The organism is Mesocryomonas fontinalis (assembly GCF_055730125.2).
This window is the reverse complement of the sequence record NZ_JBUZWG020000001.1, coordinates 553,271-579,325: the sequence shown is the minus strand read 5'-3', so window position 1 is coordinate 579,325 and position 26,055 is coordinate 553,271. Positions and strand designations below refer to the sequence as shown.

The window sequence follows — 26,055 nt, the reverse complement described above, 5'->3', positions numbered from 1 at the left end:
GAGTAGCATGGGGGCCCCTACCCGTCACGACCGGGCGAGCTCGCGCAAGCCCAGGCGAATCAGCGTCGCCGAGCTCGGTTCTTCGCCCGCGCCCTTCAGCGCGGCCGACACGGCCGTCGCGGCCTGTTCGCGGGAATAGCCGAGGTTGACGAGCGCCGAGACCGCGTCGGTGATCGGCGCCGGGGCGAGGCCGTCGCCGAGATTGCGCTTCAGGTCCATGGCGGGGGCGTCGAGTGCGCCGGCGAAGGCAGGCGCCTTGTCCTTCAGCTCGGCGACGATGCGGGCCGCGACTTTCGGGCCGACGCCCGGGGCGCGGGAGACCATCGCCTTGTCCTGCAAGGCAATGGCGCTCGCGAGTTCGCCCGTCGACAGCGTGCCGAGAATGGCCAGCGCCACCTTGGAGCCGACACCCTGGACGTTCTGCAGGAGGCGGAACCAGCCGCGCTCGAGGTCGCTGGCAAAGCCGTAGAGCCGCAGCATGTCCTCGCGCACGTAGGTTTCGATGAAGAGGACCACCGCCTCGCCCGGGCCCGGCATTGCGCCGAGCGTGCGGGCGCCGCAGAAGGCGATGTAGCCGACCCCGTGCACGTCGACCACGACATGATCCTCGCCGATCTCGTCGATCGTCCCCTTCAGCTTTCCGATCACGTGTGGGTCTCCGGGGAAATGATGTCGAGGTCCGGGAAATAGCTGCGGTAGCGGGGGGCATCGCGGGTCAGCAGTCGATGCCCTCCGACGAGCGCATGGGCGCCGATCAGGAAATCCGGCAAGGTCCGCTCCCGGCGACCGCCCCGCCGGCGGTAGCGGGCCTGCGCAAGACCTGCAGGGAAAGCGGCCGCGACCGGAAAATCCTCACGCCGCGGCTTGAGCCACGCCAGACGTTCCAGAAGATGCGCTTCCCCGACATCGGCAAAGGCGAGTTCCGACCAGACGATGGCGCTGATGATGACCGCCCCATTCCTCAATCCGTCGATCGCCGCTTCGACCGACGGCTCAAACATCGGCCCGTCCCCCAGCATGTCGATAAAGACGTTGGTATCAATGAGAGTCGAGGTCATCGCGCGCTCCCCTCATGTCGTCGACATAGGCTTTTCCATCGAGACCGCCGGTATCGATCGTGCCGCGCATCTGTTCGATCTGGAAGTCGAATTGCTGCCGCAGCAGCTGCCGGTCAGAGGACGGCTGGCGGCGGGCGATCTCGACGCCGTGCGCCCGCTCGATGAACTCGACCTCGCTGCCAGGCTTGATGCCCAGCCGATCGCGGATCGCCTTGGGGATGGTCACCTGGCCCTTCTCCGTCACCCTCATCGCGACCCCTCGGCGTCGAGTAATACCTTGTCGGTATTACCTACGCAGCCCAAGAGAACAAGTCAAGAACATCAGAGCTTCTCGAACGCCGCGCGGGCGGCGGCGGACTGGCGGTGGTGAGTGTGGCAGATGGCGATGGCAAGGGCGTCGGCAGCGTCCTCGGTGTCGAAGGTGGCGCGCGGCATCAGCACCTTGACCATCATATGGATCTGCTTCTTGTCGCCGTGGCCGACGCCGATCACCGCCTTCTTGACGGCGTTCGGCGCGTATTCCGCGACCTTCAGACCGGCCAACGCCGGCACGACCATGGCGATGCCGCGGGCCTGGCCGAGCTTCAGCGTGGCGACCGCGTCCTTGTTGACGAAAGTCTGCTCCACCGCCGCCTCGTCCGGCTTGTAGCCGTGCACGATGGTGCTGAGCCCCTCGTAGAGCTGGCAGAGCCGCGAGGCGAGATCGAGCGTCGCGTCGGAGGTCACGGTCCCCGCCGCGACGAAACTCAGGGAATTGCCGATGCTCTCGACGACGCCCCAGCCGGTCCGGCGCAGGCCGGGGTCGATGCCGATGATGCGGATGACCGCTCGCTGCAACACTTTACTCTCCCCTTGCCACCTCGAATCATCCGGAGATAGCAGACAAAGAGTGAACGAAGTGGAACAAATCGCCAACAAGCCGGAGATCGGACGAACCGATCACCGTCGTGTCCCACTGTTGCCGACCCCCACCGGGGCGGGATGCCCGGATCAGGCCGCCGACAGCTTCGCCATCAACGCGTCGTCGACCTCGAAGTTCGCGTAGACGCTCTGCACGTCGTCGTCGTCCTCGAGATTGGCGATGAGGCGCATGACGCTTTCCGCCTTTTCCTCGTCGACCGGCACGCCGTTCTGCGGGCGCCACACGATCTTGACGCTCTCGCTGGGGCCGAGCGCCGCCTCGAGCGCGCTCGACACCTCGTTGAGGCTCTCGAAACTGGTGGTGACGGTGTGGCCTTCCTCGTCGGAGACCACGTCATCCGCGCCGGCCTCGATCGCCGCCTCCATCACCGCATCGTCGCCGCCGGCTTTCGGCGCGAAGACGATCTCGCCGACCTTATCGAACATGAAGGAGACCGAGCCGGTGGCGCCCAGCGCACCGCCGGACTTGGTGAAGTAGGAGCGCACGTTCGAAGCGGTGCGGTTGCGGTTGTCGGTCAGCGCCTCGACGATGACGGCGACGCCGCCCGGCCCAAAGCCCTCGTAGCGGACCTCGTCGTAGTTCTCGGCATCGGCGCCGGAGCCCTTCTTGACCGCCCGCTCGATGTTGTCCTTCGGCATCGACTGCGCCTTGGCGTTGTTGATCGCCAGGCGGAGGCGCGAGTTCATGTCGGGGTCAGGCAAGCCGGCCTTGGCAGCCACGACGATCTCGCGGGCGAGCTTGGAAAACAGCTTCGACTTGATGCCGTCCTGACGCCCCTTGCGGTGCATGATGTTCTTGAACTGGGAATGACCTGCCATGGGGCACCTGTCTCGTCGTGTCGTCGGATGATCGCGAAGCTATAAAAAATCGCGCGCCAAAGGTCCAGAACGCTTCGCGCCGCCCGCATGACGCACTGCAAGGGTCAGACGGTATTGTTCGCGCTCCAGCACACCCTTGAAGCGCGTGGCGGTTTCCGCCCGAGGGTACGGCGGAAACGAAAGAAGCCGGCTCGCGCCGGCTCCCCTCGTCTTTGTCTTATGTGCTCAAGATGCTCAGCTGCCCTTGCGGGAGTCCGAACGGCTCTTGAGGAGGCTTGCTACCGTCGTGATCACCAGGATGCCGACGATGACCGAAAGCGAGAAGCTCGTCTCGATGTGCGGCAGGCCCGCGATCCCCTCACCCCCGTTGATGAACGGCAAGGTGTTCGCCTCCATCGCGTGGATGATCAGCTTGACGCCGATGAAGGCGAGGATCAGCGACAGGCCGATGCCGAGATAGACCAACCTGTCGAGCAGGCCACCGAGCAGGAAGTAGAGCTGCAGGAGGCCGAGCAGGGCGAAGGCGTTGGCGGTGAAGACGATATAGGGCGCATCGGTCAGGCCATAGATCGCCGGGATCGAGTCCAACGCGAACAGGAGATCGGTCATGCCGAGCGCCAGGATCACGATGAACATCGGCGTGAAGAAGCGCTTGCCGTTCTCGATGACGGTCAGCGCATTGCCGCGGAAGTCCGGCACGGTCGGCAGATGGCGCTGGACGTATTTGACGATCGCGTTCGGTTCGTACTCCTCGTCCGTCGACTTGGCGCCATGCTTCAGGCTCTCGGAGGCGAGCTTCCACGCCGTCCAGATCAGGAAGATGCCGAAGATGTAGAACACCCAGGAGAACTGCTCGATCGCCGCGGCGCCGAGGGCGATGAAGATGCCGCGCATGACCAGCGCGATCACGATGCCGATCAGCAGTGCCTTCTGCTGATAGGCGGCCGGGACGGCGAAGCTCTTCATGATGATGACGAAGACGAAGAGGTTGTCGACCGACAGCGACTTCTCGGTCACGAAGCCCGCGAAATACTCGATGCCGTGCTGGCGGTCCCAGTACACCCAGACGCCCCAGCCGAACAGCAAGGCGATGCCGACATAGAAGGTCGACCAGAGCGCCGCTTCCTTGAAGCTCGGCTCATGCGGCTTGCGCACATGGGTCAGGAAGTCGAAGACGAAGAGGGCGCCGATTGCGCCGACCGTCGCAAGCCACACCCAGGTGGGCACCGTGTCCGGCGAGATTCCGGTTAGCGCGGTTTCCGCCGCTGCGGTCGATATCGGCTGCTCCAACACATTCTCCTTGGCGCCCGATCATCCGGATCAGGGCGTCTCTTCGTTCGCAGCGCGGGGCCGCGGCTGTCAGCGAGACGACTGGAGGGTGTTGTCGACCGGCGGCAAGGCTGCTGCCGGCGGATAACGCTCTTCCCACGTCCCGAGACCGGAGCCCTCATGGCGCCCGGCAATCGACAGATGGCGATGGATTCGGGAAGCGCAATGTGCCGCAAGCCGCCATTGCGACATTTCGTCACCAGAGACGGATGAACCGGCCATCAGAAGCTGGTGATCCCGTCACCGGCGGTTGGTAATCCCGCCACGGGAGACTGGTGAACTCGTCACCGGCGGCCAGCAATTCCATCACCAGAAGCTGGGGATCGTCTCTTCCAGCCGGGGACCGATGCGCAGCGGCGCGACCTTTTCGGCAAGGCCGGTCCTGTCGGAAATCTCGACGGCCAGGCCGGCGATCGTCGCGGGCCCTTGCGCCGCATCGAAGCGCCCGCGTGGGATCTTGGTGAGGAAGCGGTTCAGCGGCTCCTCCTTCTCCATGCCGAGCGACGAATCGTAGTCGCCGCACATGCCGGCATCCGACTGGTAGGCGGTGCCGCCCGGCAGGATCTGGTGATCGGCGGTCGGCACATGGGTATGGGTGCCGACGACCAAGCTGACCCGTCCGTCGAGGAAATGGCCAAAACACTGCTTCTCGCTGGTCGCCTCGGCATGGAAGTCGAAGATGATGGCGTCCGCCTGCTCGCCGAGCGGACACGCGGCGACGATGTCGCCGGCGCAGCGGAAGGGCTCGTCGAGCTCGGGGTGCATGAAGACGCGGCCCATGACGTTGGCGACGAGCACGCGGGCGCCGTTGCGAGCCTCGAACAGGCCGGAGCCGTTGCCGGGCGCGCCTTTGGGATAGTTGGCGGGCCGCAGGAACCGGTCGTGCCGGGTCGAGAACTCCAGCGCCTCGCGCTGGTCCCAGACATGGTTGCCGGTGGTCATCACGTCGGCGCCGGCGCGGCGGGTTTCCTCGAAGATCTCCTCGGTGATGCCGAAGCCGCCGGCGGCGTTCTCGCCGTTGACGACGACGAAGTCGAGCTTCAGGTCGGCAATCAGACCGGGCAGCTTCTGGTAGACCGCCGTGCGGCCGGAGCGGCCGACCATGTCGCCGAGAAAGAGAAAACGCATGGCGCGGCCTTCTGTACTGGGTTGGAGGCCCGCGACCACGAAGAAGGGCCGCTGCGGCTGATGGGAACAGGTCATTCCTGGCTGCGGCGGGTAACACGCAGGGCATGACGAGGTCCAGCAAGACGGGCGCTGCCTCGCGGCAGCGTGCAGGAGGGCGATTACGCGCCGCTTGCCCCGGCGACGAAGATCATGCCGGCGACCGGCAGTCCGCGGTCCTGACGCAGCACCACCGTTTTCCGGCCGAGCACCCGCATCCCGTTGGCGATCAGCAAGGCTTCGACCGATGCCGGCGAATGGGCATAGCGGAGCGACGCGCCGAGCACGTAGGGCTCAGTGCCTTCAGAGGTTTCGATCGAGAAGGCGAAGAGGCCCGCGGGCTGCAGCAAGGCGGCGATCCGGACGAGGAGCGGCGCGAGCTCGCCGATATAGATCAAGACGTCCGCCGCGGTGACGAGGTCGAAGAGCCGGCCGCCGGGATCGAAGGCGACGATGTCGGCGCACACCAGCGCATCGTAGACTTTCTTGCGCCGGGCCTTCTCGAGCATGCCGCCGGACAGGTCGACACCGGTCAGACGGTCGACCGAGGCCCGCAGGCGCTCGCCCAACAGGCCCGTGCCGCAGCCGAGGTCGAGCACCTCGGCAAAGCGGTGGTCGGCGCCGACCACCGCCTCGACAGCGATCATCAGTTGCAAGGGCGCGCCATAGCCGAGCCGGTCGACCAGCGAGGTCTCGAACCGATCGGCATACTGGTCGAACAGGCCGCGGACGAAGGCCGGCGAGGCGGTTTCCGGCACGGGCGCAGCGCCAAGGGCGGCGAGCTTCAACCGCGCGCCGTGGCCGTCGAGGGCATCGAGCGACGCAGCAAGGCGATAGGCGTCGAGGGCTGCCTCGACATCGCCCGCCTTCTCTAGGAACCCGCCGAGCACGACCCAGCCGGCGGCCCACCGGGGCGCGAGGTCGAGCGCCTGGCGCATCAGATCGGCAGCTGCGGCGAACGCGCCCTCCCCCGCCAGCTCTGCGGCATAGTCGGCACGCCGGTCGGCGAGAGGCTCGCAGGAACCGTTTAAATCCTGGATCATGGGAATTGCTTTTTGCCGGAGGCAGCGATGGCTGCTGCATGCGCCGCATTCCGCCTTCCGGCAAGGGGAGTGCCTTCCTCCAAGGGCAGAGCGGCTTGCGCCTTCTCCCGCGCCCGGCCGCGCGATCTGGCTCCCGCGCCCAGCCGCGCTATCTGGCTTCTAGATGATGCGCTCCGAAGATCTCCTCCGCCCGACGCCCAACGGCCTCTACTGCCCGCCCGGCGATTTCTACATCGATCCGGTGAAGCCGGTGGAGCGCGCGCTGATCACGCATGGCCACGCCGACCATGCCCGGCCGGGCAACACCAAGGTCCTGGCGACGCGGCAGACCCTGGAGATCATGGCGATCCGCTACGGCGAGGATTTCGCCGTCGAGCGCCAGGCGGCCGAGCTCGGCGAGCGCATCGAGGTCAACGGCGTCGGCATCTCCTACCATCCCGCCGGACATGTGCTCGGCTCGGCGCAGATCCGGGTCGAGAAGGACGGCCTCGCGATCGTCGCCTCCGGCGACTACAAGCGGCGGAGCGATCCGACCTGCGAGGATTTCGTGCCGGTCACCTGCGACGTCTTCATCACCGAGGCGACGTTCGGCCTGCCGGTGTTTCGGCATCCGTCCGGCCGCGAGGAAATCCGCAAGCTGATCCAGTCGACCCGGCAGTTTCCGGAGCGCGCCCACCTCGTCGGCGCCTACGCGCTCGGCAAGGCGCAGCGGGTGATCCGGCTGCTGCGCGACGAGGGCTACGACGCGCCGATCTATATTCATGGCGCGCTGAAGAAGCTCTGCGACTATTACGAGAGCCAGGGCATCGCGCTTGGCGAGCTGCTTCCCGCCACATCCGAGACGGCGAAGAAGGGCGACTTCGCCGGAGCGATCGTCGTCGGCCCGCCCTCGGCCTTCGCCGATCGGTGGGCGCGGCGGTTTCCCGATCCGGTCTCGTGCTTCGCCTCCGGCTGGATGCGGGTTCGCCAGCGCGCCCGGCAGCGCGGCGTCGAGCTGCCGCTGATCATCTCCGATCACTGCGACTGGGACGAGCTGACCGAGACCATCACCGAGATCGCTCCGTCCGAGGTCTGGGTGACCCATGGCCGCGAGGAGGCGCTGGTGCGCTGGTGCGCGCTGCAGGGGATCGCCGCCAAGCCGCTGCACCTCGTCGGCTACGAGGACGAAGGCGACTGAGCGTGCCACGCCGGCAAGTACGCGATCAGGCGCGTCCCGGCGGCTCGGCAGTAGCTGTACTTTCGGCCATCTGAGCCTCGGCTTCGGCTTCGCGCTCGGCCAGCGCCAGCGCATCCAGGCGATCGGCCGCGCGGGCCTCGCGCCGGGCGCGGCGGGCCGCCAGTCCGGCCTTCGCGATCCGCACGATGTCGCGGATGTTGAGGAAGATCGGGATGCGCGGGCGGCCGCCTTCCGGCTCCAGCGAGAGCCCGACATCGACGATGTTGCCGAGGCCGTCGGTATCCCTGACGATGAGTTCCACCGGCCCCATCGGCACCCGGTCGCCGTATTCGGCACGGCCACCGAGCTGCTCGGTCATCAGTTCGGCGATGGTCTTCTCGGCAGCTTCCGGCAGGAGCCCGATCCCGTAGGCGGCATCGAGGAACTTCGCAGGCTTGGCGGGGTCGACGGTGAACTCGCCAAAGAACTCCGCATCGTCCTCGCCGACCGCCAGCGAGTGGGCGAACAGCCGGTCGAGCAGGCGGGGATAGCGCGGCGAGATGAAGAGGTAGACGTAGTCTCCCTCCCGAAGCCGCCCGGCATATTGGTAGCGCATCGACTTGCCGTCGCGGATCACCAGCGACGGCCGCGCCCAGCGCGGCACCCGCTCGCCGCGAGCGACGGGACTACCGGCGACGACCTTGTAGGACAGAAGCTCGTGGTGCGCGGTGCCCGGCAGTTCCAGCTCGACCTTCTCGACCGGGCCGATCCGCGGCGGCACGATCAGGCCAAGCTTGGTCGCGACGAAGCCGATGGTCCAGCCCTGCACCAGCAGCGAGGCCAGGACGATGATAAAGCCGACGTTGAACAGGACCCGGTTCTCGTCGATGCCGCCCAGCAGCGGCAGGATGGCGAGAAGGATCGACACCGAGCCGCGCAGGCCGACCCAGGAGATGAAGGCGGTCTCGCGGCTGTTGAAGTCGAACGGCAGCATCGAGAACCACACCGCGACCGGCCGCGCGACGAAGATCAGGAACGCGGCGAGCCCTATGGCCGGCAGCGCGATCGAGGGGAACTGCGACGGCGTGGCGAGAAGGCCCAGCACCAGGAACATGATGATCTGCGCGAGCCAGGTCATGCCGTCCTGGAACTGCTTCAGCGAGGCGTGCGAGCGGATGTTGCTGTTGCCCGCATAGAGCCCGGCGACATAGACCGCCAGGAACCCCGACCCATCGAGCGCCCCGGTGACGGAAAAGACCAGGAAAGACAGCGCAAGGGTGAAGATCGGCGTCAGCCCGCGCTCGAGCTTCAGCCGGTTGACGAGAAAGCGGATCATCCATCCGCCGACGAGACCGAACACCAGGCCGAGCCCCATCTGCTGGGCGAACAGGACGAGGAGCTCGATGCCGATCTCCTCGGCGCCCCCACCCTTGGCGACGATCTCGACCAGCGCGATGGTGAGGAAGATCGCCATCGGGTCGTTGGTGCCCGATTCCACCTCCAGCGTGGAGCGCACGCGGTCGCGGATGTTGATGCCGCCGATGCGCAGCAGGAAGAACACCGCCGCCGCGTCCGTCGAGCCGACGATCGAGCCGAGCAGAACGCCCTCCAGCCAGGGGATGTCGAGCACGTAGGACGCGGCCGTGCCGAAGATCGCCGCCGTCAGCGGCACCCCGAGCGTTGCCAGCGTCAGTGCGGGTGCTGCCGCGTGCTTGAACGAGGACAGCTCGGTGCCGAAGCCTGAATCGAACAGGATGATCGACAGCGCGATGGAGCCGACGAAATAGGCCAGCTGCGCATTGTCGAACTCCAGTCCTAGCCCGTCGACCCCGGTAAACAGGCCGATCGACAGGAAGAGCAGCAGCAGGGGGGCGCCGAAGCGCAAGGCGAGAAGGCTGGAGAACGCCGCGACGAGCACGAGGATCGTGCCGACCAGAATCACGAGATACATGGATTCGTGCATGGCGTTCGCTTCTCGTCGGCAGCGGCTCCCGGCGTGGCCACGGCGATCGTCTGCCCCTCGGATCCGGATCGGACGCAAAGGGCTGGCTTCAGGATGTCGGGTCGACGTGCCGGGCTGATCCCGGAACAGCGGTGTCGAAGCGGTCTGTGCATTGCAGCAAGGCCGAATGGTCGAAGCAAGGCATTTCGGGCGAGGCCGTCTGACCAAGGCGAAGCTTCGACTGGCAAACGCAGAACGCCCGGAGCACGGCCCCGGGCGTTCTGGATCTCACGATGTTCCGCCGGGCGCCACGCGCCCGCCGAGGTCAGACCTTGGAGAAGGCGACCGCGGTGTCGGACATGCGGTTCGAGAAGCCCCACTCGTTGTCGTACCAGGACAGGATGCGCACGAAGGTGCCGTCCATGACCTTGGTCTGGTCCATGTGGAAGACCGACGAATGCGGGTCGTGGTTGAAGTCATGGCTGACGTTCGGCGCGTCGGTGTAGCCGAGGATGCCCTTCAGCGGGCCGTCGGCGGCGGCGCGGATGAGACCCTGGATCTCCTCGACCGTGGTCGAGCGCTTGGCGACGAACTTGAAGTCGACCACCGAGACGTTCGGCGTCGGCACGCGGATCGACGAGCCGTCGAGCTTGCCCTTGAGGGCCGGCAGCACGAGGCCGATCGCCTTGGCGGCACCGGTCGAGGTCGGGATCATCGACAGCGCCGCGGCGCGGGCGCGGTAGAGATCCTTGTGCATCGTGTCCAGCGTCGGCTGGTCGCCGGTGTAGGAATGGATGGTCGTCATGAAGCCGGTCTCGATGCCGATGGCATCGTTCAGCACCATGGCGACGGGCGCGAGGCAGTTCGTCGTGCAGGAGGCGTTGGAGATGATCGTGTCGCCGGCGACCAGCGTGTCGTGGTTGACGCCGTAGACAATGGTCTTCTCGCCGTTGGGCGAGGCCGAGAGCGGGCCGGAGATGACCACCTTCTTGGCGCCGGCCTCGATGTGGGCGGCAGCCTTGGCGGCATCGGTGAAGATGCCGGTGCACTCCAGCGCGATGTCGACGCCGAGTTCCTTCCACGGCAGGTTCTTCGGGTCGCGCTCGGCGGAGACGCGGATCGGGCCGCGGCCGACGTCGATCGTGTCGCCCGAGACCGTCACGGTGCCCGGAAAGCGGCCATGGACCGAATCGAAGCGGATCAGGTGGGCATTGGTCTCGACCGGGCCGAGGTCGTTGATGCCGACGACCTCGATGTCGGTGCGACCGGACTCGATGATCGCCCGGAGGACGTTGCGGCCGATGCGGCCAAACCCGTTGATTGCGACGCGAACTGCCATTGTCATTCCTCCAGAAGGATCTGCCCAGCCATGGTCTCGGGGCATCCGCGGGCCGGTTCTCGGCGCGTTCATGGGGGTGCCCCAAGAGAGCGCGCCGTCTGCGATGGCCGCATGCGGACACGCGGTGTTCTTAGCGATATTCCCCCCGAGGTAAACCCGCAGGGCAAGATAATGCCACGACGCTGCGAATTCCCATCGGCTTCGGCACGGGCACGGACGCGCGTCTGGTCTGCGCCTGCGCCGCTTCGCCGAGCGCCTTCCGGACCGGCTGGTTTCCACCGCGATCTGCCGGGCTGCCGTTTTGACAGTTGCAAGCCGGGGCCGAATGCCGCAGGAATCACCGCACTTACGATCGTCCGCTGGACCGGATCGTGAGGCGTTGAGGAGTTGCCGACACCATGCCCGAAGAAAGCCCGCTCGATGCCGCGTCCCGCCGTCTCGACAAGGCGTTGCAGCGGCTCGGCCATGCCGTGGACGGCCAGCTGGCGCGCGAGCATCTGGTGCGCGAGGCCGAGGCCGAGGTGCAGCGCATGACCGCCGACCGCAGCCGCCTCGCCGGCGAGCTCGACACCTGCCTGTCGCGCGCCGAACGCCTGGAGCATGCCAACCGCGAGGTCTCGCGCCGCCTCGTCGCAGCGATGGAGACGATCCGCAGCGTGCTCGAACGCCGCAAGGAGGCCTGAGATGCCGCAAGTCGTGGTGACGATCGACGGAAAGACCTTCCGCATGGCATGTGCCGAGGGCGAGGAGGATCACCTGACCGGCCTTGCCGCCGCGGTGGACGACCGCGTCAACGAGTTGCGCAAGAGCTTTGGCGAGATCGGCGACCAGCGCCTGGTGGTCATGGCGGCGATCATGGCGACGGACGAGCTGGCCGAGCAGCGCCGCAAGGTCGCCGCGCTCGAGCAGGCGCTCGCCGACGCCGGCAACGACCGCGCCGACGCGATCAACGGGCTGAATGCTGGCGAGACCCGCTTCGTCGCCCACATGAACGAGGTCGCGGCGGCGATCGAGAGCGTCGCGGCGAAGATCGACGGCCGGGCCTGATCCCCGGCCGCCGTCGCTATTATCGGGCTACGACTTGAAGCGGTATCCGGTCTTGAAGATCCAGAAGATGCCGGCAAGACAGGCCGCCATGAACAGCACGGTCATGCCGAGGCTGACGCCGATGGCGACGTCGGAAATGCCGTAGAAGCTCCAGCGGAAGCCGGAGATCAGGTAGACTACCGGGTTGAACATGGTCACATCCTGCCAGAACGGCGGCAGCATCGAGATCGAGTAGAAGCTTCCCCCAAGGAATGTCAGTGGCGTGATCACCAGCAGCGGCACGATCTGCAGCTGCTCGAAGCCATCCGCCCAGATGCCGATGATGAAGCCGAACAGGCTGAACGTGACCGCCGTCAGCACCAGGAAGAGCAGCATGAAGACCGGGTGCTCGATCCGCAGCGGCACGAACAGCGTCGCGGTCGCGAGGATGATCAGGCCGAGGATGATCGACTTCGTCGCCGCCGCGCCGACATAGGCGATGGTAATCTCCATGGCGGAGATCGGGGCCGAGAGCAGTTCGTAGATCGTGCCGGAGAAGCGCGGGAAGTAGATGCCGAACGAGGCGTTGGAGATGCTCTGCGTCAGCAGCGACAGCATCATCAGGCCCGGCACGATGAAGGCGCCGTAGCTGATGCCGTCGATTTCGGTCATGCGCGAGCCGATCGCCGCGCCGAACACGACGAAGTAGAGCGAGGTCGAGATCACCGGCGCGACGATGCTTTGGAACACCGTCCGGCGGGCGCGCGCCATCTCGAACAGGTAGATGGCTTTGATCGCGTGGACGTTCATGGCCGCTCTTCCCTGACGAGGCTGACGAAGATTTCCTCCAGCGAACTCTGCTTGGTCCGAAGGTCGCGGAAGCTGATGGAAACATCGGCCAGCGCCTTCAGCAGCGCCGTGATGCCGGTGCGCTCGCCTTGGGTATCATAGGTGTAGACGAGCTCGCTGCCGTTCTCGGCGAGCGACAGGTCGAAGCCCGCCAGTTCCTGCGGCACCGCGGCGAGCGGCTTGTGGAGGCTGAGGATCAGCTGCTTGCGGCCGAGCTTGCGCATCAGCTCGGCGGTTTCCTCGACGAGGATGATCTCGCCATGCGAGATGACGCCGATCCGGTCGGCCATCTCCTCGGCCTCCTCGATGTAGTGGGTCGTCAGGATCACCGTGACGCCGCTGTCGCGCAGCCCCCGCACCACCTGCCACATCTCCTGGCGCAGCTGCACGTCGACGCCGGCCGACGGTTCGTCGAGGAAGAGGATCCCCGGCTCGTGGCTCAGCGCCTTGGCGATCAGCACCCGCCGCTTCATGCCGCCGGATAGCGTCATGATCTTGGCGTCGCGCTTGTCCCATAGGGACAGCTCTTTCAGCACCTTCTGGATATAGGCGGGATTGGCCGGCTTGCCGAACAGGCCACGGCTGAAGGTGACGGTGTCGAACACCGTCTCGAACGCGTCGGTGGTCAGTTCCTGCGGCACGAGGCCGATCGTCGCGCGGGCGGCGCGGTAGTCGCGGACGATGTCGTGGCCGTCGGCGGTCACGGTGCCGTGGCTCGCGGTGACGATCCCGCAGATGATGCTGATCAGCGTCGTCTTGCCCGCGCCGTTCGGTCCGAGCAGCGCGAAGATCTCGCCGCGGCGGATTTCGAGATCGACGTTCTTCAGCGCCTGGAAGCCGGACTTGTAGGTCTTCGCCAGCCCCGAAATCTTGATGATGGGCGGCGCGCCCGCCGACGCCGGCGGCGGATTCGTCTGGGGAGATATGGCTGACACGGGGGGTATCCTTCGGAGAGGCCGTCACCGGCCCTTGGTCAAACGCTACAAGTCGGTCGAAAGCGCCCGGGAACAAGGGGCAGCTTGCCGACCAAGGATATTCGCCAAATCGAGCTTCGTGCTCTGGCGGGGTTCCACGATCCCGCCTATATCAAGGGCCGGCGAGCTGCGCGGTCCGACAGGGGTAACATTTCCTCGGGGCCTTACGCATCCCCTAGGGAGCTGTCCCTGTTCCGGCCCGTGGGCTGGAGTATATGGCGCCCACCTACATTGTAGGTTCCCGGGATCGATCATCTCATCGGCCGATGTGGCTCGTCGACCTTTCCCTCTCCGATCTGCCGCCGTATCAACCGGGCTGAACCAGTCTCGGGCGGGGTAGTGCGCATGGACGCGATCAGGCAGGCAAAGGCGGCGTTGCGGCGCGAGGTGCTTGCACGCCGTGACGCGCTCGATCCAGCCGACCGGCTTGCCGCATCGCTGACCATCGCCGACGCCGTCGCCGCCATGCTGGAGTTTCCGCCGGGCACGATCGTGTCCGGCTTCCTGCCGATCCGCTCCGAACTCGATCCGCAGCCGCTGATGCGGCAGCTTGCTGATCGCGGTGCAAGGATTTGCGTGCCCGCGATCGTCGACGGCCAGCTGCAATTCCGTGAGCTCGGGCCGGACTCGCCCCTCGTCGTGCAGGGTTTCGGGACCCTCGCGCCCGGACCGGAGGCTGCGGTCCTAGACCCCAAGATCATGCTGGTGCCGATGGCGGCCTTCGACGCACAGTGCCACCGGATGGGCTACGGCCGCGGCTTCTACGACCGGGCGATCGAGGCGCTGCGGGCCAAGGGCATCACACCCCTGCTCGTCGGCCTTGCCTTCGCGGCACAGGAGGTCGCGGCGGTGCCGGTCGAGGCGCATGACGTCGGCCTCGACCTGGTGGCGACTGAGCGCGAAATGCACAGGAGACCGGCAGAGCACGGCCATTGACGAAGGCAGCTGACGGCCTTCAATAGTAAATATTGCATTGCAGCAATCCGGAGCCCTGCCCATGCCGTTCAACGAAAAGGCCGATCGCCGGCGCGGCCTGTTCGGCAACTGGCAGGCGACGGCGACGCGGCACACGCCGCTCGAGGACGCGCAGGCGATCTTCACCGGCACGGTGCTGACCGCCCTCGGCATCGCCATCCTCGCGCATCTCGGCTTCCTCACCGGCGGCACTGCGGGCCTCGCCTTCATCCTGCACTATGCGACCGGCTGGAATTTCGGCCTGCTCTTCTTCCTGATCAACCTTCCCTTCTACATCCTCGCCATCCAGCGCATGGGCTGGGCGTTCACCGTCAAGACCTTCATCGGCGTCGCCATGCTCTCCCTGATGACAGCGGTGCAGCCCGCGCTCCTCGCCTTCGGCCCGATCGACCGCACGACCGGCGCCGTTCTCGGCGGCCTCCTGATGGGCTTTGGGCTGCTCGCGCTGTTCCGCCACCGGGCGAGCCTCGGCGGCGTCGGGATCCTTGCGATCTACCTGCAGGACCGCTTCAAATGGCGTGCCGGGCTGACGCAGCTGTCGATCGACCTTCTGGTGCTGGCGCTGTCCTTTACCGTCGCCGACCCCGTCGCGATCGCCTTTTCCATCCTCGGCGTCATCGTGCTGAACCTCTTTCTGGCGATCAATCACCGCGCCGACCGCTATATCGCGATGTAGGCGCCTTGCGCGGCGCAGCGGCCGGCTTACCTCTTCCCGGGTGAGCAGCCCTTCCCCCCTCCCCCTCGCCGCAGATTTTCCGGAAGCTTTTCAAGCCTGGTTCACGGCGAAAGGCTGGGTGCCGCGGCCGCACCAGCTGGACCTCCTGCAACGGGCCGAGGCCGGCGCCTCCGTGCTGTTGATCGCCCCGACGGGAGCCGGCAAGACGCTTGCGGGCTTCCTGCCGGCGCTCGTCGACATCACCCGGCGCGGCAAGCCGAAGCCCGGCACGCGCTCACGCGGCATCCATACGCTCTACATCTCGCCGCTGAAGGCGCTCGCCACCGACATCGAGCGAAACCTGCAGAAGCCGGTGGCCGAGATCGGCATCGCGGTGACGCTGGAGACGCGCACCGGCGATACCAGCCAGTCGAAGCGGCAGCGCCAGAAGCTGAAGCCGCCGGACATCCTGCTGACGACGCCCGAGCAGCTGGCATTGCTGATCGCCTCGAAGGACGCGCGCAGCTTCTTTTCGGACCTGCGCTACGTCATCTTCGACGAGCTGCATTCGCTCGTCACCTCGAAACGCGGGGAGCTGCTGTCGCTTGGGCTGGCGCGGCTGCGCATGCTGCAGCCCCATCTGCAAACGATCGGCCTATCCGCCACCGTCGCCGAGCCGGACGATCTGAGGGCCTGGCTTGTCGCACAGTCGCCGGGGACGTCGCCGCTGTCCGACCTCATCACCGTCGAAGGCGGCGCGCGGCCGGAGATCACCATCCTGAAATCCAATGAGCGCGTGCCCTGGCAAGGGCATACCTCGCGCTATGCGATGCCCGAGGTCTACGAGGCCATCAAGGCGCACCGGACGACGCTGCTGTTCGTCAACACCCGCAACCAGGCGGAAAACCTCTTCCAGGAACTCTGGCGCATCAACGAGGAGACGCTGCCGATCGCGCTTCATCACGGCTCGCTCGACGTCGGCCAGCGCCGACGTGTCGAGGCGGCGATGGCGGCGAACAAGCTGCGTGCCGTGGTCGCGACCTCGACGCTGGACCTCGGCATCGACTGGGGCGACGTCGATCTCGTCGTCCACATCGGGGCGCCGAAGGGTGCCTCGCGCCTCGCCCAGCGCATCGGCCGCTCCAACCACCGGATGGACGAGCCGTCGAAGGCGATCCTCGTTCCCGCCAACCGCTTCGAGGTCATGGAGTGCCAGGCAGCGCTCGACGCCAATTATCTCGGCCACCAGGACACCCCCCCGATCCGCATCGGCGGCCTCGACGTCCTCGCGCAGCACGTGCTCGGCATGGCCTGCGCCGAGCCTTTCCGCAGCGAGGACCTCTACCGCGAGGTGACGTCGGCTGCGCCCTACCGCGACCTCGATCTCGAGACCTTCGAGCGTGTCATCGACTTCGTCGCGACCGGCGGCTACGCGCTGAAGGTCTACGAGCGCTATGCCAAGATCAAGCTCGCGGAAGACGGCACCTGGCGCATCGCGCACCCGCGCGTCGCCCAGCAGTACCGGATGAATTCGGGGACCATCATCGAGGCCGAGTCGCTGAATGTCCGGCTGATCGGCAAGAAGACGCGCGCCACCAACAGCCGCGGCGGCATGGTGCTCGGCAAGATCGAGGAGGGTTTTCTCGAGACGCTGTCGATCGGGGATACCTTCCTGTTCGCCGGCAAGGTGCTGCGCTACGAGGGCATTCTCGAGAACGTCTGCCTGGTCACCAAGACCGTCGCCGACGACGCGAAGGTCCCGTCCTATGCCGGCTCGAAGTTTCCGCTGACGACCTTCCTGGCGGCGAAGGTCCGGCAGATCCTCGCCGATCCCGAGCGCTGGGGTGCCTTGCCCGAACAGGTCGGCGACTGGCTGAAGATCCAGAAGCGCAAATCGATCATCCCGCGCGCCGACCAGCTGCTGATCGAGACGTTTCCGGTCGGGCGGCGGTTCTTTATGGTCGCCTACCCGTTCGAAGGGCGGCTGGCACACCAGACGCTCGGCATGCTGCTGACGCGCCGGCTGGAGCGTGCGCGGGCCAAACCCCTCGGCTTCGTCGCCACCGACTACGCCATCTCGATCTGGGGGCTCGGAGACATCGGCGGGATGATCTCGAAAGGCAAGATCTCGCTCGACGAGCTCTTCGACGAGGACATGATGGGCGACGATCTCGATGCCTGGATGGCCGACTCCTACCTTCTGAAGCGGACCTTCCGGCAGTGTGCGGTGATCGCCGGGCTGATCGACCGCCGGCATCCCGGACAGGAGAAGACCGGGCGGCAGGTGACCGTCTCGGCCGATCTCGTCTACGACGTGCTGCGCCAGCACGAGCCGGACCACATCCTGATGCGGGCGACCTGGGCGGATGCGGCGAGCGGGCTTCTGGACGTCGGGCGGGTGTCGGACATGCTGGCGCGCATCAAGCACCACATCGTCCACCAGGACCTTCCGGAGATTTCCCCGCTGGCGGTCCCGATCATGCTCGAAGCCGGGCGCGAGAGCATCGTTGGCGAGGCACAGGACGAGCTTCTGTCGGTCGCGGCGGAGGCGGCGATGATCGAACGGGCGCTGAGCTGAGCTGAAAAGCTGTGTTACAATTCGCCTCGGCCCGTTACCCGAAATTCGCGACTAAAAGTCCGCTCGAGGCAAGTTTCTCGGCGTCGAGCGTGCCTCATTCAGCGCAGGTTAAGATTTCCAGGAATCGTTAACCGGCTTCTGATCGATGCCGTCTTGTGGTGCGCGCCGGCAACCGGCGCGCCGATCAGGCCTTGGAGGCCTGAAGCTGATCGCGCACGAAAGCGATCGCCACGTCCATCGCCTTCAGCGACCGATCGATCTCTTCCTTCTGTTCCAGAAGCACTTCCTGCTGCTCCTCGAACCGGTTCAGCGCAGTCTCCATCTGGCGGCGCTTGCCATTGGCCTCGTGATAGATCTCGATCAGCTGCTTGGCTTCCGTCAGCGAGAAGCCAAGTGTTTTCGCCAGCAAAATCAACCGCAGGCGCGCCCGGTCACGGCGCGAATAGAGACGCGTGGTGCCGCGACGCTCGGGATTGAGCAGGCCGCGATCCTCGTAAAAGCGCAGCGTCCGCAGCGTCACGTCAAACTCGCGGGCGAGGTCGCCGATCTTGAAAACACTTTTCTGGGGCTGCTCATCGACAGTGCGCCCGAGCAGAAAGTCGATGTCGAGAGGGACGGCTTGAGCGTCGCTCATCTCATTTTCGGTCAGTTTTTTCATCAGCAGTCCAGAACGAAACACTGACAGGAATCGGGAGAACCTGTGAGCGATAGGGGCGGGAAATCAGGCAGTCCCCGGGACTATCTCAGCAATTGCGGCGCTTACAAGACAGGTTGCCTTAAGCGGCAATCCAGCTTCGCTCCTCCCTCACGTCCTAAACCCGCAGAATGTAATGGTCATTAACCGACTGTTTACCCTGTTCGAAGATTTCTGGCTTCGTCGGGTATCGATGCAAAAAACTGTCTGTGGCGAGAGTCAACGGGCTCAAGAGCCTCAAGGGATCTGACGATGGTCAAGTCGAATACACCTTTGAAACTGCCACAGAGAGACGACGACCATTCGCCCCTGGCATCGCTCAGCCGGACCCTCGAAGCGCTCGAGATCAGGCTCGCCAAGATCACCCCAGCCAAGCCGAGGACGGAGACCGGCCCGGTCGCGCCCTCCTTCGCCCCGACGGTCGATACCGCTCCGGCCGGCCAGCCGGCGCCGGCGCCCGTTGGCGAGAAGCGCCGCTCGACGCTGGCGGACGCCGTTTCCGAGATCGTCATGCGCCGGCAGATGCTGGACCAGGCGCCGCATCTGGCAGCGCCGGTGCGCCAGCATGAGCCGCGCGCTCACACCAACATCGCCGCACAGGGAACCGGTGCGGGCATCGGCCAGCGCTTCGAGGCGCTTGCCGGCGATGTCGAGGCACTGCGCCGCGAAGGCAGCAACTATTCGCTGATGGCCGAGGTCGCAGAGGAACTTCAGCGTCTTCGCCAGGAGATGAAGGCAGAGGGCACGCCGCGCAGCGACCCGCGCTTCGATGCGATGCGCGAGGCTTTCGACGCGCTGCGCCAGATGATCGAGACCCGGCAGAGCCCGGAAGCGATCGACGGCGGCATGAGCGAGATCTCGCAATCGCTGGCCCGCATGACCGAGGAAGGCGCCGACCGCTCGACGCTGAACACGCTGCGCGCCGAGCTCGAGGAGTTGCGCGGCCTCTTCGGCGAGCTCGCCAAGGAGCGCACGCTGGCGGCTGTCGGCCGTCGCTGGGACGCCTTCGAGAACCGCTTCTCGGTGCAGTCCGAGCGCGAGACCGAGTCCCGCAGCGATCTGAAGAACGAGCTCGAGCGGCTGCGCGAGTCGCTGCGCTCGCTTGCCAGCGAGGATCAGGTCCGCGCCGTCGAGAAGCGCTGGGACGAGTTCGAGGACCGCTACCTCGGCGCCACCATGGCGGCACCGCAGGATCCGGCGATCTCGCAGCATCTGCGCGACGAACTCGAGGGCCTGCGCGAGAAGCTCGAGGGCATGAGCGACGCGGCAGCCGTCTACGGCGATCCCGACCGCTGGGGCGCGATCGAGAAGCATCTCGACTCCAAGGAAGTCGAGATCAGCATCCAGCGCCTCGCCGACCGCATGGCCGACATCGAGACCGTCCTTGCCCGGCTGCCCCAGAGCCTTGGCATCGGTCCTCTGGAGGAGCGTATCCATTCCCTGACCGTCGGCGTCGACGCGCTGGCCCGCCGCAGCAACGAAGCCGACCTCGAGAACTTCGTGGCACTGGAGGAGCGGCTCGACGAGATCTCGCGCGCGATCGTCGCCACCTCGCTGCAGCCGGCGCCCATGCTGGACATGGCCCCGATCGAGCGGATCGAAGCCCGCATCGCGACGCTGACCTCGCGGGTCGACCGGATTGCCGACGAGGGCGATGTTGAGGTCCTGTCGCTGCGCATCGCCGAGCTGTCCGACCGCGTCGAGGAACTGGCCATCAACCCCGCCGCCGATGCGCTGGCGCAGCGGATGACGGATCTTGCCGACCGGCTGGAAGTCGCCTTCACCGAGATGGAGCAGCCGCGGATCGACACCGAGGCGATCGAGCAGCGCCTCTCGGCGCTCGCGCTGCGCCTGGAAGACGCGGTGCAGCCGCGCGCCGACAACGAGATGATGCGCTCGCTCGAAGCCCAGATCGCCCGCCTGTCGGAGCATCTCGGCAATTCTGCCGGCCTGTCGGACGAGTTCGAGATCGAGTTCGACCGCCGGCTTGCCGCCGTCGAGCAGCGGATGGAGGAAAACCGCGAGGCCCTGATCATCGCCGCCCGCGAGGCCGCCGACGAGACCGCCTTGCGCATGCAGGCCGCCGGTGACCGCCGCCAGGGCGAGCACGTCGCTCAGTTGTCGGAGAACCTGCGGTCGCTGGAAGCCCTGTCGCGCGAGACCGACGATCGCTCCAACAAGGTGTTCGAGGCCGTCCACGCCACGCTCCTGAAGATCGTCGACCGGCTGGAGCAGATCGAGACCGATATCAGCGGCAAGGCTGAGAGCGAAGACGACCTCGAGGACGCCCGGCATGACCGCGTCGCCGCGCACAAGGCAGCGGCAAGCCTCGACCTTGCGGCAGAGAGCCGCGAGCCCGCCGGCTTGCGCAGCTCCCCGATGCAGCCGCTGCGGGCGCACCACCAGGAAGCGTCCGAGACGATCGTCGCCGAGCGCACGGTCGGCTTCTCGGCCGGCACCGCCGACGATCGTTCGCTGGAACAGGTTTCCGCGCCGTCGATCGACGCGTCCGACATGATCGACCGGAGCGAGGTCAACCGGCCGCTGGAGCCGGGCTCGGGCGCGCCCGACATCGGCGCCCTCCTGGAACGCGTGCGCCTGCAGCAGCGCAGCAAGCTCGAAGGCACCAATGAGCCGACGGGCGAGGCCGAGACCCGCGCCGCCGCCCGGCGTGCGGCACAGGCTGCTGTCGCCGAGGCCGAGATGCTGCGCTCGCCGGCCGGCGGCATCGGCGCTGCCAGCGACAAGCTGTCGCTGGTGCAGCGCATCGCCCGCCGCCGCAAGACCATCCTCACCGGTGTCGTCGCGGTGCTGGCCGCGCTGGCCGCGCTGCCTGTCGGAAAGACGCTGATGGACAATTATGGATCTGGCGAAGGCGTTCGCATCGAAAGCAATGCCGCGCCCGCGCAGACGTCGATGCAGGCCGCCATCGTCGAGACACCCTCTTCCGCTACCGCCCCGACCGCTGGCTCTTCCGACACGATCGAGACCGCCTCGGTCGCAGCACAACCCGAGGCGATGGCTGCACCGCTGGCACCGACCGTCAGCGCCCGCGCCTCCGCTTCCCCTTCCGCCCGCAGCGCGGCGACGGTCAGCTATCCTGCGGCCGCCACCGTGGCCCCGCAGGAAACGGCCGACACAGGAGCGACGGTGCCAGCATCCGGCAAGACCGAAATGACCGGCAGCAGCGATCCCCAGATCATCCTCGCCTCGGCCATCGCCAAGCTGCCGGCCTCGGCCAGCGGCGCCGCTCCTGCCCTGCCGGCCAGCATCACCGCCCCCGCGCTGATCGAAGCCGCCGGAAAGGCGGATCCGATGGCGCAGTTCGAGATCGGGCTGCGGCTGCTCGAAGGCCGCGGTGCCGAGCCAGACGCCGCCGCCGCGCTGAACTGGTTCGCGCAGGGTGCCCGCAACGGCTTCGCGCCGGCGCAGTACAGCCTCGGCACGCTGTTCGAGAAGGGCAACGGCGTCACCCGCGACACCGGCGCCGCCCGCGACTGGTATCTCCTCGCCGCCAAGCAGGGCAACATTCGCGCCATGCACAACCTGGCCGTCCTCTACGCCACCGGCATCGAGGGCAAGTCGGATCCGGAGACCGCGGCCACCTGGTTCGAGAAAGCCGCCGACTACGGCATGCGCGACAGCCAGTACAACCTCGGCATCCTCTACGCCCGCGGCTCGGGCGTCGAGCAGAGCCTCGTCCAGTCCTACAAGTGGTTCGCCATCGTGGCGGCGGCCGGCGACAAGGATGCCGAGTCCAAGCAGAACGAGATCGGGGCATCGCTGTCGGCGGACGAGCGCAAGGCGGCGGACGCCGCAGTCGTCGCCTGGACGCCGATGGAGCGCAACGAGCGGGCCAACACGGTGGAAGTGCCGCAGGAATGGACCGAGCTGAAGGCGGAGAAGACCGCCTCCGTCGACATGAAGCGCGCCGTGCGCAACATCCAGGCGATCCTCTCCAAGCTCGGCTACGATGCCGGAACACCCGACGGCGTGCTCGGCGGCAAGACCGTCAGCGCCATCTCCAAGTTCCAGAAGGAAGCCGGCCTCGATGCCACCGGCAAGATCGACGAGCCGCTGATCCGGGCGCTGCTGGCGCGCAAGAACGGTTGAGGCGCAGGAGCGCCCGGTTAACCCTTTGGGGGCGCGAAAGACTGGCGGGAAATTGACATGTGGAAGGGGTCAGGCCAAGACGGTCTGGCCCCTTTGTCGCATTGCGGCAAAGCACCGAGACCGTGCCCTTGAACCTTTACCTGCCGATTGCCGAGATCTCCGTGAACATGCTGGTCATTATCGGCATGGGAGCCGCCGTCGGCTTTTTGTCGGGCATGTTCGGGGTCGGCGGCGGCTTCCTCATCACCCCGCTCCTGATCTTTTATAACATTCCCCCTGCGGTCGCGGTCGCCACCGGCGGCAACCAGGTGATCGCCGCGTCCTTCTCGGGAGCGCTCGCGCACTACAAGCGCGGCACGATCGACCTCAAGCTCGGCAGCATGCTGCTGATCGGCGGTGCGCTCGGCTCGGTCGTGGGCGTTGCGATCTTCACCATCCTCCGACGGATCGGCCAGCTCGATCTCGTCGTCTCGATCCTCTACGTCGTGATGCTTGGAACGGTCGGCGGGCTGATGCTGGTCGAGAGCATCAACGCCATGCGCCGGGTCGGCGCCGGCGGCTCCGGCGAGGTGGCGGGGCATAGCCGCAACAACTGGGTCAACAAGCTGCCGCTGAAGATGCGCTTCCAGCGCTCCAAGCTCTACGTCTCGATCATCCCGGTGCTCGGACTCGGCTTCGCCATCGGCATTCTCGGCGCGGTGATGGGCGTCGGCGGCGGTTTCATCATGGTGCCGGCGATGATCTATCTGCTGCGCGTGCCGACGAACGTCGTCATCGGCACCTCGCTGTTCCAGATCATCTTCACGGCAGCCATCTCCACCGTCCTGCAAGCGGCGACCAACACGACGGTCGACGTCGTGCTGGCCTTCCTCCTGATGGTCGGCGGCGTCGTCGGCGCGCAGTTCGGCGCCCAGGCCGGCCGCAAGCTGCGCGGCGAGCAACTGCGGGCACTCCTGGCGATCCTCGTCCTCGCCGTCTGCGCCCGCCTCGGCGGCGAACTCATCGTCGGTCCCGGCGACATATACTCGATCAGCCTGCCGAGCGGCGAGGTGAAATGATGCGTCCGGTGGTCGGCAAGGCGCTTCTCACGCTCACGGTCCTGCTGCTGCCTTCGACCCTTGCGGATGCCCAGACGCCGGCCCCGTCGACGGCGCCGCCGCCAGCCGCGCGGGCGCCCGGAGCGCCGCCGGTCAGCAGCCCTTCATCACCCGAGATCACCATTCGCACCACGCCGAAATTCGTGCCGCAATCGCTGCCCGAACCCGGCAAGTCCGCCGCAGCGGCAGGTCTTCCCGAGACCTTCGAGATCGGACTCTCGACCGAGCAGATCGTCATCGCCTCCAACTTCAGCGGCGCCCGGCTGGTGGTCTTCGGCGCGCTCGACAATGCCGATGGCCGGGTGCTGCGACAGGGCGGCTACGACATCATCGTCGCGCTGGAAGGCCCGAAGACGCCGCTGGTAGTGCGCGAGAAGGAACGCGTGCTCGGCCTCTGGATCAACCGCGGCTCAGAGAGCTTCTCCAGTGCGCCGGCCTCCTACACGTTGGCCTCGACCCGCCAGTTGAACGACGTCGCCCCGCAGAAGACGCTGGAGCAGTTGTCCATCGGCATCGACAACCTGCGCACCGACGTCGGCCGCGACCCGCTGGTCAACTCGCCCAACCGCGACGAATACGCGACGGCCCTCCGCCGCATCCGGATCAGCCGCGGCCTCTACGCGCAGTCCTTCGGCGCCGTCGAGTTCGTCAGCCCGACGCTGTTTCGTGCCGACCTCGCACTGCCCGCAGACCTGCCGGTGGGGCTGCACACGGCGCGCGCCTTCCTGTTCCGCAACGGCGTCTTCCTGCGCGAGCGCGACGAGAAGCTCTGGGTGGTGAAATCCGGTTTCGAGACGACGGTATCCAACCTTGCGGTCCGCTACGGCGTTCTTTACGGCGTGTTCGCGGTGGCGCTGGCCATGGTGACCGGCTGGCTTGGCCGGGTGATCTTCAAACGGGACTGATGCCATGACGCTTATCGCCGACGACGACACCGCGCCGGCCAAGAGCCGGATGCTCTGGATCCTTGGCCTTGGGGGCCTGATCCCGTTCATCGTCATGAGCGGCCTGCTGGCCTATGCCGGAACCGCCTTCATCGCCTTCGACCTGCTGGTCAAGGCGTTGTCGGGTTATGGCGCGGTGATCCTGTCCTTCCTAGGCGGCATCCGCTGGGGCGCTTCGCTGATGCGCGCCAGCCGTGGACGGCTAACGCTCGCGCTCTCCGTCCTGCCCTCGCTGTTTGCGTGGATCTGCCTGTTCCTGCCGGTGCCCTGGCTGTTCGCAGCGCTCGGCGTCGGTTTCCTGGCGCAGGGCATCTGGGACGTGACGGCGATCCAGCGTGGCAAGCTGCCGGAAGCGTTCCGGACACTTCGGATCGTCCTGACGGCCGTCGTCGTCCTCTGCATGATCGTCGCGTTCGTCTCGACCTACTAGAGCATCTTGCGATTGGGTAGACTTACCCAATCAAGGAAAGATGCTCCAAATTCAAAACGATAGAGCGTCCTCTGTGCATCCAATTGGATGCGCGGCGCTCTGACCTCTCAGCGGCAGAGGCTCGAAAAAGCGATGGGGTAGATGCTGCGGATGCCGATCACGTAGGCCTTCGCGCAGCCGGCCCGGAACAGTCCGTGAAACGCCCGATCGAGAACGTTCAGGCCGCCGGTGTTGACGCCGAAGGACGGCATGATCATCCGCTCGCCGTCCGAGGCAAAGCAGGCCCCGCGCACGCTGCGGCCACCGCCGCCGACGCGGGCGACGGGATGCAAATGGCCGGCGATCTCGCCCGGCACATGACCGGCGCTCGGCTCGTGCCGGAACGTCCAGGCACCGATGGTGACGCATTCCAGCGTTTCTCCGCCGACAAAGGCCGGCGGCTCGGGATCGTGGTTGCCCGAGATCCAGATCCATTCGCGTCCGGCCATCAGGCTCACCAGCACCTCGCGATACTTCGCGGGCATGAAGGCAGCGCCGTGCCGATCGTGAAAACTGTCGCCGAGGCAGACGACGCGTTTGGGCTGGTAGCGCTCCAGCGCAAGACCCAGCAGCTCAAGCGTCGCCGCCGTGTCGTAGGGCGGCAGCATCATGCCGCGGCGCGCGAAGGCTGCCCCCTTTTCGAGGTGCAGGTCGGAGACGACGAGCAGGCTTTCCGCCGGCGCAAAGATCACGCCGGAGGGGTCGCAGACCAGCGCACCGCCGTTCAGCGATGTCTCGATTCCCTCGCACTCCGCCTGCCGCATCCGGCGCAGGATCGCATTCATCCGCTGTCGCATATCCGTTGATTCGTCGGGGCCCAGTCGAATCCGCTTTGCTTTTCAAAGCAAGTGCGACCGAAAGCCCTCCGGGTCGATAGAGGCTGCGGCAGGCGCTGTCACGGACCATCGGA

The 26,055-nt window shown here is 66.5% G+C and carries 24 protein-coding genes and 1 other RNA gene; 11 read left to right on the top strand and 14 right to left on the bottom strand.

What is annotated here, in order from left to right; genetic code table 11:
• Positions 1-24: 24 nt before the first annotated feature.
• The 8 genes from ruvA to ACZL02_RS02630 all read right to left on the bottom strand — a co-directional run bounded on the left by ruvA (position 25) and on the right by ACZL02_RS02630 (position 6,334).
• The gene (gene ruvA, locus ACZL02_RS02665) at positions 25-648 is read right to left on the bottom strand and encodes a Holliday junction branch migration protein RuvA (RefSeq protein ID WP_472938638.1); all 624 of its coding nucleotides are present in this window, start codon (positions 646-648) and stop codon (positions 25-27) included.
• Positions 645-1,058, bottom strand: coding sequence for a type II toxin-antitoxin system VapC family toxin (locus ACZL02_RS02660; RefSeq protein ID WP_472938637.1), 414 nt, complete (start codon positions 1,056-1,058; stop codon positions 645-647). Before ACZL02_RS02660 ends, ruvA begins: the two co-directional genes overlap by 4 nt.
• Positions 1,039-1,308 (bottom strand): AbrB/MazE/SpoVT family DNA-binding domain-containing protein, encoded by a 270-nt coding sequence (locus ACZL02_RS02655; RefSeq protein ID WP_472938636.1) that lies wholly within the window; start codon positions 1,306-1,308, stop codon positions 1,039-1,041. The genes ACZL02_RS02660 and ACZL02_RS02655 overlap by 20 nt, the downstream gene beginning before the upstream one ends.
• Positions 1,309-1,379: 71 nt before the next feature.
• Positions 1,380-1,898 (bottom strand): crossover junction endodeoxyribonuclease RuvC, encoded by a 519-nt coding sequence (gene ruvC / locus ACZL02_RS02650; protein ID WP_472933731.1) that lies wholly within the window; start codon positions 1,896-1,898, stop codon positions 1,380-1,382.
• Positions 1,899-2,048: 150 nt separating this feature from the next.
• Positions 2,049-2,798 carry a YebC/PmpR family DNA-binding transcriptional regulator gene (locus ACZL02_RS02645; RefSeq protein WP_472938635.1) on the bottom strand — a complete coding sequence of 250 codons (750 nt, stop codon included), beginning with the start codon at positions 2,796-2,798 and terminating at the stop codon, positions 2,049-2,051.
• Between the two features lie 234 nt (positions 2,799-3,032).
• Complete coding sequence (locus ACZL02_RS02640) at positions 3,033-4,088, bottom strand: TerC family protein (protein WP_472938634.1); 1,056 nt, start codon at positions 4,086-4,088, stop codon at positions 3,033-3,035.
• Positions 4,089-4,433: 345 nt separating this feature from the next.
• Positions 4,434-5,255: a TIGR00282 family metallophosphoesterase gene (locus tag ACZL02_RS02635; protein ID WP_472938633.1), complete on the bottom strand. Its 822-nt coding sequence runs from the start codon at positions 5,253-5,255 to the stop codon at positions 4,434-4,436.
• Between the two features lie 158 nt (positions 5,256-5,413).
• Positions 5,414-6,334, bottom strand: coding sequence for a class I SAM-dependent DNA methyltransferase (locus ACZL02_RS02630; protein WP_472938632.1), 921 nt, complete (start codon positions 6,332-6,334; stop codon positions 5,414-5,416).
• Between the two features lie 166 nt (positions 6,335-6,500).
• On the opposite strand from ACZL02_RS02630, the gene ACZL02_RS02625 reads away from it, so the two are divergent.
• Positions 6,501-7,511 carry a ligase-associated DNA damage response exonuclease gene (locus ACZL02_RS02625; protein WP_472939093.1) on the top strand — a complete coding sequence of 337 codons (1,011 nt, stop codon included), beginning with the start codon at positions 6,501-6,503 and terminating at the stop codon, positions 7,509-7,511.
• Positions 7,512-7,536: 25 nt separating this feature from the next.
• On the opposite strand, the gene ACZL02_RS02620 is transcribed toward ACZL02_RS02625, so the two are convergent.
• A complete protein-coding gene (locus tag ACZL02_RS02620; protein WP_472938631.1) occupies positions 7,537-9,453 on the bottom strand; it encodes a potassium/proton antiporter in 1,917 nt (638 codons plus the stop codon).
• A 304-nt stretch (positions 9,454-9,757) separates the two neighbouring features.
• The gene (gap, locus tag ACZL02_RS02615) at positions 9,758-10,771 is read right to left on the bottom strand and encodes a type I glyceraldehyde-3-phosphate dehydrogenase (RefSeq protein WP_472938630.1); all 1,014 of its coding nucleotides are present in this window, start codon (positions 10,769-10,771) and stop codon (positions 9,758-9,760) included.
• Positions 10,772-11,169: 398 nt separating this feature from the next.
• On the opposite strand from gap, the gene ACZL02_RS02610 reads away from it, so the two are divergent.
• Together ACZL02_RS02610 and ACZL02_RS02605 are read left to right on the top strand one after the other, a co-directional pair.
• Positions 11,170-11,454 (top strand): DUF4164 domain-containing protein, encoded by a 285-nt coding sequence (locus tag ACZL02_RS02610; protein ID WP_472933739.1) that lies wholly within the window; start codon positions 11,170-11,172, stop codon positions 11,452-11,454.
• Between the two features lies 1 nt (position 11,455).
• Positions 11,456-11,818 (top strand): cell division protein ZapA, encoded by a 363-nt coding sequence (locus ACZL02_RS02605; protein WP_472938629.1) that lies wholly within the window; start codon positions 11,456-11,458, stop codon positions 11,816-11,818.
• Positions 11,819-11,845: 27 nt separating this feature from the next.
• On the opposite strand, the gene ACZL02_RS02600 is transcribed toward ACZL02_RS02605, so the two are convergent.
• Both ACZL02_RS02600 and ACZL02_RS02595 read right to left on the bottom strand, forming a co-directional pair.
• Positions 11,846-12,607: an ABC transporter permease gene (locus ACZL02_RS02600; RefSeq protein ID WP_472938628.1), complete on the bottom strand. Its 762-nt coding sequence runs from the start codon at positions 12,605-12,607 to the stop codon at positions 11,846-11,848.
• Positions 12,604-13,581, bottom strand: a complete 978-nt coding sequence (locus tag ACZL02_RS02595; protein ID WP_472938627.1) for an ABC transporter ATP-binding protein — start codon at positions 13,579-13,581, stop codon at positions 12,604-12,606. Before ACZL02_RS02595 ends, ACZL02_RS02600 begins: the two co-directional genes overlap by 4 nt.
• Before the next feature lie 160 nt (positions 13,582-13,741).
• Here ACZL02_RS02595 and ssrS point away from each other — a divergent pair.
• The 4 genes from ssrS to ACZL02_RS02575 all read left to right on the top strand — a co-directional run bounded on the left by ssrS (position 13,742) and on the right by ACZL02_RS02575 (position 17,828).
• A non-coding RNA gene (gene ssrS / locus ACZL02_RS02590) (6S RNA) lies at positions 13,742-13,899 on the top strand.
• Positions 13,900-13,965: 66 nt separating this feature from the next.
• Entirely contained in the window at positions 13,966-14,556 is a 591-nt protein-coding gene (locus ACZL02_RS02585; RefSeq protein WP_472938626.1) for a 5-formyltetrahydrofolate cyclo-ligase, read from the top strand.
• Positions 14,557-14,617: 61 nt separating this feature from the next.
• The gene (locus tag ACZL02_RS02580; RefSeq protein WP_472938625.1) at positions 14,618-15,271 is read left to right on the top strand and encodes a YitT family protein; all 654 of its coding nucleotides are present in this window, start codon (positions 14,618-14,620) and stop codon (positions 15,269-15,271) included.
• A gap of 40 nt (positions 15,272-15,311) precedes the next feature.
• The gene (locus ACZL02_RS02575; protein WP_472938624.1) at positions 15,312-17,828 is read left to right on the top strand and encodes a ligase-associated DNA damage response DEXH box helicase; all 2,517 of its coding nucleotides are present in this window, start codon (positions 15,312-15,314) and stop codon (positions 17,826-17,828) included.
• A 184-nt stretch (positions 17,829-18,012) separates the two neighbouring features.
• On the opposite strand, the gene ACZL02_RS02570 is transcribed toward ACZL02_RS02575, so the two are convergent.
• Complete coding sequence (locus tag ACZL02_RS02570) at positions 18,013-18,486, bottom strand: MerR family transcriptional regulator (RefSeq protein ID WP_472938623.1); 474 nt, start codon at positions 18,484-18,486, stop codon at positions 18,013-18,015.
• A gap of 288 nt (positions 18,487-18,774) precedes the next feature.
• Here ACZL02_RS02570 and ACZL02_RS02565 point away from each other — a divergent pair, with 288 nt between their 5' ends.
• The 4 genes from ACZL02_RS02565 (at position 18,775) to ACZL02_RS02550 (ending at position 25,106) form a co-directional block, all read left to right on the top strand.
• A complete protein-coding gene (locus tag ACZL02_RS02565) occupies positions 18,775-22,635 on the top strand; it encodes a peptidoglycan-binding protein (RefSeq protein WP_472938622.1) in 3,861 nt (1,286 codons plus the stop codon).
• Positions 22,636-22,763: 128 nt separating this feature from the next.
• Positions 22,764-23,693 carry a sulfite exporter TauE/SafE family protein gene (locus ACZL02_RS02560; RefSeq protein WP_472938621.1) on the top strand — a complete coding sequence of 310 codons (930 nt, stop codon included), beginning with the start codon at positions 22,764-22,766 and terminating at the stop codon, positions 23,691-23,693.
• Positions 23,693-24,637, top strand: coding sequence for a TIGR02186 family protein (locus ACZL02_RS02555; protein ID WP_472938620.1), 945 nt, complete (start codon positions 23,693-23,695; stop codon positions 24,635-24,637). Before ACZL02_RS02560 ends, ACZL02_RS02555 begins: the two co-directional genes overlap by 1 nt.
• A 4-nt stretch (positions 24,638-24,641) precedes the next feature.
• Positions 24,642-25,106: a DUF3429 domain-containing protein gene (locus ACZL02_RS02550; RefSeq protein ID WP_472938619.1), complete on the top strand. Its 465-nt coding sequence runs from the start codon at positions 24,642-24,644 to the stop codon at positions 25,104-25,106.
• A 107-nt stretch (positions 25,107-25,213) separates the two neighbouring features.
• Here the strand turns inward: ACZL02_RS02550 and pdeM are convergent, their stop codons facing one another.
• Complete coding sequence (gene pdeM / locus ACZL02_RS02545; RefSeq protein WP_472938618.1) at positions 25,214-25,930, bottom strand: ligase-associated DNA damage response endonuclease PdeM; 717 nt, start codon at positions 25,928-25,930, stop codon at positions 25,214-25,216.
• Between the last annotated feature and the right edge of the window lie 125 nt (positions 25,931-26,055).